Below are 8,531 nucleotides of genomic sequence, written 5' to 3'. Positions count from 1 at the left end.
ATGACCAAGCATAAATGTTCCAATATGCGACTGGTGATAGCAGGTGATATCATCCGTTTGCGTAGATATGAAAAACCTGTTTACAGTGGATTTATTAGACATAGACAAGTACTGGCAGTAGAAGAAGAGACGTTAACGGACGAAATGGTTGCCGATCTAGATAAAGCTATAGACAATGAACGGGACAAAATGTTGGACAAGTCTTTGGATAGTAGAGCTAGATCGAATAAGCGAGCCAGACGGGAAGTAATCAATCTCGTGAATGCCAATTTTGACCGATATTCTAAATTTATCACTCTTACATATGAAGAAAACATGACGGATGTAGAGACAGCACAGAAGGATTTTAAACAGTTTATACAGCGAATGAGACGCAAGTACGGTAAATTTAGATACATAGTCGTAACAGAGTTCCAAGGGCGTGGAGCGGTACACTATCACATGATGTCAGACCTTCCTTATGTTCCTAAGAAAAAGTTATATGAGATATGGGGACAAGGATACGTAAAAATCAATGCAATCGAGCATGTAGACAACGTAGGGGCTTATATTTCCAAGTACATGACCAAGGCAGAAGCGGACATTCGGATGATAAATAAAAAATGCTACACGACAAGCAAGAACATGATAAAGCCAGTAGTGGTAACCAATCCTTGGGAGATAGCACAATTTTTAAGACAGAATCGTTTGAATGTAGATACCAATGTAGCAGACAAAAAAAGAGTGTTCACTAGCTCCTACACCAGTGAACACTACGGTAATATTATAGATATAGAGTTTAATCTAACACCCAACAGTGATTTTAGATTAAACTAAGCACAGCCAAAATGTTATTGCTTATTATATCTAATTTTACTGGATTTAGACAGGGTGAAACCTGTCTTTTTTTGTTTCTTTATGAAATCTTATAAGAAAACCTTGTGCCAGATTAACATTGAGTATCGAAAAATACAGCCCAATCAGGAGATTTGATTCACAAATGTTGCTCGCAGCGAGCCATTATTTTTCAATTTTTGGGGTTCCCAAACCCTGTTAGAACACATGTAAACAGCCACTTTTGTTATAGGACGATACAATTTTTATAGGTGAAAAAGCCTTGTAAACAGTACAGTTGATAAATCAGGATTTTAGAAAAACACTCTAGTTAATTGACTTTTTACGACTCGCTCCCGATAGAGTTTCTAAACTCCATATAAACTCCAGTTTAACTCCATATAAACTCCAGTTTGAACTGATAAATTATAAACAACGAAGGACATGAACATATGAATTTCACTTTATGTACCTTTAAAACAACACTTATTGCGAAAATTAACTATGAGGGAGTTTGATTCTAATGAATAAAAAAGCATCAAAATGGATGATTGGGGCGTTAGCACTAGCAGTTTTTGCACCAACTGCGGCTTTTGCGGCAACGAATGCAAATGTAAATGAAACAAAAGTAGAGCGAGGCTTTCATCAACACTCGCCATACTTTACCCTTGAAGATAGACTGTCCAATCAACAAGAATTAATGAAAATTATCAATAAATACAATCCCGATCTATCTGACGATTTTCAGAAGCTATTTAAATTGGATGAAGAAGCTAAGAAAGAGATAGATGAAATTAATGAACAAGTGAAGAATGGTACGTTAACTCAAGAACAAGCTAATGAGAAGCTTGGTGTAAAAGTCATTAACCTAAGCCAAGTCACAGAAGTCGTAAAATTTGATGGTACAGCTAATGAGACGACTTCTGAATCAGGTGAGAAGCTTGTTGGGGAATTGGATGAAGAAACCAAGAAAAAGCTAGAGGTTGTTGTGACCACTGAATCAGGGGAATGGGATGAAGAAACCAAGAAAAAGATCGAAGAAATGGAGAAAAAGCTAGATAAAATTAATGAACAGGTGAAGAATGGTACGTTAACTCAAGAACAAGCTGATGAAGAAATGGAAAAACTGGGCGTTATGAAGGCTGTCGTAAAAGAAAATATCATCGAACAGATTAAAGTAGCGGCTGATGCGGATGATGCTGATACAGTGAATAAACTGCTACAGGAGTTGCTAGAAGAAATGGAAAACATTCGGAAGCACTCTGAAGCAAAGGCTGAGTAATTAAAGCGTAAAAACTCCTGCTGGTATAAGGCGGGGGTTTTTTTTGTTGAAACTTCTCCTAACAGTAAATCTATTGTATACGGGGGGTATTTTACATCTAGAATCGATGTGCTGGTAACGACATAGGGCTGAACTCTTCCAGAGCCTCACCCTAGAAGAAGATTTTACGATACGACTTAGGTGATATGTCTATTCCCAAATGAATAAGCTAGACTATTAGAGCGATGTACAAATTAAAAGACCTGTATCTATTTCCGTTGGGAATGAGTGCAGGTTTTTTTATTGTCTAGTAGGTCGAGTGGATCTGCTGTGCCATTTATAAATGCCGTATTTATCGACTTCATGCTGTGTTCGTGTCTATCATTTTGAAATTTAGGTTGGTTTGTGTCCTCTGCTGTGACCATTTAAACAATTGATCTAGTAGGCTTTGACTACTATTTGTGTACCGAAAAGGCTACGTTCCTTATCCTGCATTAGTAACGTTTACCCTCGTACTTGTGAGTACCAGATAAGGGGAGGGGGGGGCAAAACCTTCATAAACGCCAGCGCTAGACCGCATGGTAGTCTTCCGTAAAAAAAGTTCCCAAATAGTTTTTGAATGGTAACGCAGAGTACTACATTCACAAAACAAACTCAAACAACTCAACTCAATAGCGACTAGTAATAAATTCCATTTAATTGTAAAATATTAATAAAATATAAAATTTTGTTAAAAAAAGGAGGGTTTTTGTGATTGGGAGTAATCAAGTAGTTGTTCGATCCATAAGGTCGGAAATTGAAAGTTGTATGAGATCGTATAACTACACAATTAGTAAATTGAGTGAACTAACTGATATCAACAATGGACATTTGAGCGGTTTTTTAATGGTTTAAGGGCGTTAACTATTGGTCATTTGGATTCTATAGCTAAGGCTTTTGGAGAGCCTTCTGGCTGGCTGTATGATCTATATCTAGAAGAGTGTTTTCCAAAGGGAAAGAGTATCCAGAGAAGATTGCGTCCTTATTTGATACGTTGTGTAGAAGTAGGAAGGCATGATTGTATTAAGCCTGTTGTTTCTAGATTGCTAGAGAATCCTAAAAACATAGATATCATTTTTTTGTGGCAGAAGAGTTATTCCAAAAGGGGAAGCAGAAAGAGTCAATCTACTTTATCAATTAGTAATCGAGAGTGAAAAGAATAGTTATTCAGAGCGTTTTATCATGAGTCAATATCGTTTGTTTCGAGCCTTACAGGTACAAATGCTGAGGAAAATTGGAATGCAGTTGTTAGGTTTGAATCCTATTGGAAAAGACTTTCCGAAATTGACCAATTAGATGCATTGCTACAACTTGCTAATGCGTGTTTTACTTTACATAAGTGGAAAGAAGTGAGAAATACGCGGACGAATTAAGAGAATTGGCTACTCTGATTTATCGAAATGAATTAAACAAACAAAGAAGCAATAAGAAAGTCGAATCATCTAAAACAGAACGACATTTGGTTGTATACTATGGGCAAGGTTACTTATTAAAATCAGTATCCTTGGAAAAACAAGGGTTATATGAAGAGGCAAAGGAATTTGTTTCTGGCTATGCCGATCTTAGTTGGTTCCATTTCTTGATGAAGTAGGACAAGGCGAGGTTCAAAAGTTTAGAATATGGGCTACAGCAAATTTGTTTACCTTGGATATACTGATAGGAGATACCAGTATTCTCTCCGACTACATTAATTTCTTGAAGCGATCCTAAAGAGATATTGTCTGGTTTAGTGACAATTGTAGAATCAGCCAATAAGCATGGTTTTTTGATAGATAACATATTAGATCGTTTTTCAGAAGAGATTGTTTGTTTCGACGACTATCACGATCCAATTAATGTAGATCGACATCTTCGATTTAGGTATCATTTGGCTGCCTATAATTTTCGGAACGAATGTTTTGAAAATGGCATAATAAACACCATTCGATGCCTAAATTTATCTACTGTTATGAACAGTCAAAAGGATTTTATACGATGCATGACACTATTTGAAGCATATAGATATCATGCAACAGAGGAACAGATAAAGAATTTAAGAAAATAATGGAGGAGGTAAGATATGATGAAAGTCTTTTTCTTTCGCTGGTAATGGTCTTTGGATTGTTTAGTGGTTTGGGTGGGCATATAGAAATAGCTGAATCAAAAGTGATTCAATATGAACATGGAGTAGGTGGTTAAATTGATTACATATAATCATGGAGTAGGAACCTAACTTTATATTAACCAAGCACTTTCTAAAAAAAGAAGGTGCTTTTTTTTCTTCCAATTTCTTGAATGTCGGTTTTTTGGAAGAATGGTATATAGTCGAATTAGTAAAATTATGGAATTAAGGAGGGAGGTTGATATTAAAAATCATGATTATGAAATAGAAAAGGACATTCCTCTAACCAACAGTAAAGGAACGTCCGAGTTACAAAATTGTGCCATCACTTTATCACAAAACGATTGCGATTTACAACGAAAAACAGAATCCTTACGACATAAGTTAGTGCAATTATTTTTCAAAAAAGGTTCCTTTCTACATCCAGAAGTATTGCAGATGAGCCAACAACTAGATGAGTACATTGTTGCTATTCAAAAAATTCGACTTACGAAATGTAGCTGTCAAAGAATACGCTGTACGGAAACCTACGGAACCCTGTTGGGTTGGGATATAAATGCCGTTTTTCAGCTATTCCATGAAGACGCTAGGAGGTTTCATTGTGTTGGTATGGGTGACTCTTATCAAGAATTGAACTCGAAAGACCCAGCAAAGATATTACGAAAACAAGAATTAAACATCATTGGTCTACACAGCGACTTGAACTGAAGGAAGAAGCTATGAGCATCTTACTTAATAATAAACGTAGGACTATCAAAGCTAAAAAACAAAGGAAGTGTTCATTGTATGAGAAAGAATTAGCTATAGGCGTTATTACTGCTATGGTTGCTACAAGTATGACTACTTCTGTATTTGCTTCTAGCAATCCGTCTTTTTTATCTGAGAATCATCATAACCAACGTGCCATTTCATCTCTTATGCATATAAGCCCTAAAGCTTCCTCTGATTGGGATTCTGAGTACAGTTTCAATCAAACTTATACGAAAAAACAAATAGTTACTGCTATAGCTGGGGGAAGCTCTGCTATTGGATTACTATTGAAAAAGAGTAAGATTCCCGATCTGTTATACGCTCCTTTACTAGCAATGATTACTGCATTGGAGCAAATAGTATAACTGGAGATGTACAAATAAAAAGTTCACTAAAAGTAAAGTGGATTAAATTCCCAACAAAAGCAAAGCAAGAAATGGCGTGGAAGATAACATGGGTTCTAAAGTTTTAACTGAGGGTAAAGACACTGATATTGTTGAAGTAGACCCTAACACAGACTAAAAAGTATTATTTAAACAAGAAAATCTAACCCTTATAAGGTTTAGGTTTTTTTGCATTCTAAACTTCATTTTCTCTTAAAAATTAAATCTGGTAATTTTAAAGAAACCATTATCGCGATAATAATAAGATGCTTCGTATCCAGAAGGACAAGTCTGGAATCATGTTAATCGAATAAAAGGATAAAATAGTAGAACTACTGTTAATAAAGTTTTTTATAGAATCATCCCCTTATGTAAGTGAAAAGCAGACTTTCTTTCCATCCTTTATAATTACAAAAACATTCTACATAGTAAGTATTTGTAAAGTTATTTTGTTCATTTTGGTCATTTTTCGTCCATCGAGTTTTCTTTTCGTATTTTGAGTGATCAACAAGCCAGGTTAAAATCGTTCGTCTTTTTGAGAAAAAAAGTCCAAGAATTCGCCAGCTGCTCAACATGTTTCATTTCAAATTCCGACAAAGGATTTTCCAATTCCTTGCTAGAAGCTTTTAGCGAGGTGAAGCGCTATGGATAATGGCTTTGAACGGATTATTGGGCAACGATGTAGCTGAATTGCTTGGTATATCAACAAGTGCCTTGCGAAAATGGTCATTACGTTTAGAAGGTCAAGGATACTGCATTATTCGTGATGAGAACGACAGGCGTGCTTATAGGGAACGCGATCTCATAGCGTTCCGAACGATGAAGGATTTTCTGGATAAAAAAATGAGCATGGAGAACGCTTCAAAAGCCGTATATACCATGTATTCTAGCCAGTTAGGAACGGATGAAGTGCAGACAAGCGTTCTTCACACAAATAGGGGTTCCAATGAGCGTCTTTTAGAAATAGAAACAAGTTCATAGAGTACATGGAACAGCAAAAGGCGTTCACAGGCGTTACTCGATCAACTACAAAAACGGGATGATATATAGAGAACGCATTGAAATTGCGTGATGAACGCTTAATGCAGTCTCTCAATGAAATAATGGAGACCAAAAAGTTAATAGCTGTAGCACAAGAGCAGCCAAAAAAAAATGGTATCAATTTGGAAATGAAGAAAGCCCCCCACCTATCAAAATAAAGGACTGAGCCTCTAAAGACCGGAGGAGCTTCTTCGTTTTGTCTAAGGGGGTGTTTTTCATGAAGGGGGTAGCAAACCAAGTAGTAAGGTGGTAGTAAACCTAGTAGTAAACCTAGTAACCTCCATCTATGAAAAGCTATGGTAAACAAGGAATTACAACTGACTTTGTGGATCAAAGAGGACTATTTTATCCATTGGCGCACGGGATAAAGAATAGATTATAATAATCTTTAATCTGATGCACCCACCTTATGTAAAGAATGATCTCTATAGCATGCACTGAGGAAGACCGAACCGAACCTTAGGGGCGCGTCGGGCTTCTTTTCATGTTAGGGGGAGGATTAAATACCTCATTTAAGTAAAGGTACTTTTAATTATAAGATGTAAAAATAATTAATGATTCAAAAAAAGGTGTATTTACATTTTACATCATTAATAATATAATAAAAGTATCATTTATTGGAGGTATCAAAAATGGAAAAACAACTTTAATTGTTACGTCCGCAAAAAAGATTATGAGGTAAAATATCAATTTGCGATGGTACTTTGACTTTTACGACCAAAAGAATGAAAATATTCCAAATCTGTTATCAAAAAGCCTCGGAAATGATTCTGGACTGATCTTGGAAAAAGAGCCAGAAAAAGTAGCAGAAATAAAAGAAGAAAGAAGCAAAAAGAAAGAAGCAAAAAATAAAAAACATCAGAAATAAATATACATCAGAAGTGAATTTGATGCGGAATTAGAAAAGTTCTGGAAATAGAAAACGATGTAGAAAAAGAAGTTGAAGCAGAATTTAATTATGATGCAGAAATAGAAATAGAAGATGCAAAAATAAAAGATGTAGAAATGAAAAAGTTGCTTGATAGATTAAAAGAACTTGAGAAAGAGAATGAGAATTTGCGTTCTAGTCGATCGAAGGCAGGACGTAAAAGCATTGGTATTACAAGAAAGGAGTCTTGTTCTACCGATTATATATGGGATCACGTTGATATGCTTGTTCGTTACTAAACGTAAGCACAACTGCTGTTCTTCGTGAGGTGATAACCGATAGTTGGGTTAATTTTAAGAAACGCGAACGTGAAAGATAGGGGGGAGGAATGACATTAAAACTTGCTATGTTGAGGTGCGAGAGAGTCCACAAGGTGGCTCGGATCGTGCAATTAGCATCTTTTGAATTGAACCTATACCCAGCATACAGAGGAGGCTGTAACACGGCTTCTGGCGTTCTGGCAACCCACTTAAAGTCGGACGTGCCCTATTAGCCCAATTTAATCTAGCGTAGGTCATGGTGGAAACTATTACGGGAGAATAGATAAAGTAGGTTGGCGAAATACTATTATACCCTACAACGCACTATGTAACCGATTCTAAGGGGTCAAGGTGCGTTTTTTATATTAACTTGATAGTTTGTATGTGTTATAATAAAAGAAACGATTACAGGGGCAATAGAGACGGTTTAAATAGTATCTATATTTGAGAGAGTAAATAAAAAACCTCCTACGAAATGGTAGGGGGATTTTCTATCAAAAAAACATAGTTTGAAATACAGAAAACATTTGCTAGACTTAATAAACAAGAAAAGCCACCCCTAAAATGACTTGGTCGGTCGAGGGTGACTCTTCACATATAGGGAGCAGTCTACCCTTTTTAGGTAAGACCACCCGTTTCAATTACGTACAGTCTATCAAAGGAGGGTTTAAACCTGCAATACAAAAAATCTAAAAGTTAGGTTTTGTGAGGTTTGCGGAAACATTCGTTCGTAGTATGATGGTTTTTAATCTTTAAAAGGTTTTGAGGTTTTGGCGAGCGAAGTGAGTTTTCTTTATTAGACTTGATTTACGTCACACATCAGACCGCAAAAAGTTGGAGATAATCGCCCTTAAATGCAGTAGTGTCAAGGGGTATAGCCATTTTTCCTTATGAAAAAAATGAAACAAAAAAGGAGCCAAAAAAATAGACAAAAAGAAGAGGTGAAAATTGAATA

5 protein-coding genes and 2 pseudogenes are annotated in these 8,531 nt (G+C 36.0%); all 7 read left to right on the top strand.

Going from position 1 to position 8,531, the window contains the following annotated elements; translation table 11 throughout:
- The 7 genes and pseudogenes from EEL30_01165 (at position 1) to EEL30_01135 (ending at position 6,546) form a co-directional block, all read left to right on the top strand.
- Positions 1-816 carry a protein Rep gene (locus EEL30_01165; GenBank protein QDX91123.1) on the top strand — a complete coding sequence of 272 codons (816 nt, stop codon included), beginning with the start codon at positions 1-3 and terminating at the stop codon, positions 814-816.
- A 520-nt stretch (positions 817-1,336) separates the two neighbouring features.
- Positions 1,337-2,095 (top strand): hypothetical protein, encoded by a 759-nt coding sequence (locus tag EEL30_01160; GenBank protein QDX91122.1) that lies wholly within the window; start codon positions 1,337-1,339, stop codon positions 2,093-2,095.
- 729 nt (positions 2,096-2,824) lie between these two features.
- Positions 2,825-4,221 (top strand): annotated as a pseudogene (locus EEL30_01155) (DNA-binding protein).
- Positions 4,222-4,433: 212 nt separating this feature from the next.
- On the top strand, positions 4,434-4,922 hold the full coding sequence (locus tag EEL30_01150; protein ID QDX91121.1) for an aspartyl-phosphate phosphatase Spo0E family protein: 489 nt from the start codon (positions 4,434-4,436) through the stop codon (positions 4,920-4,922).
- Positions 4,923-4,933: 11 nt separating this feature from the next.
- A complete protein-coding gene (locus EEL30_01145; protein QDX91120.1) occupies positions 4,934-5,329 on the top strand; it encodes a hypothetical protein in 396 nt (131 codons plus the stop codon).
- A gap of 662 nt (positions 5,330-5,991) precedes the next feature.
- Positions 5,992-6,328, top strand: a pseudogene (locus tag EEL30_01140) (MerR family transcriptional regulator).
- Positions 6,329-6,393: 65 nt separating this feature from the next.
- Complete coding sequence (locus EEL30_01135) at positions 6,394-6,546, top strand: DUF3967 domain-containing protein (protein ID QDX91119.1); 153 nt, start codon at positions 6,394-6,396, stop codon at positions 6,544-6,546.
- The last annotated feature ends 1,985 nt before the right edge of the window (positions 6,547-8,531 follow it).

It is taken from the genome of Brevibacillus laterosporus (assembly GCA_007833815.1).
GTDB lineage: Bacteria > Bacillota > Bacilli > Brevibacillales > Brevibacillaceae > Brevibacillus_B > Brevibacillus_B laterosporus_D.
The sequence above is the reverse complement of the archived record's forward strand: the minus strand, read 5'-3'. Positions and strand labels throughout refer to the sequence as shown.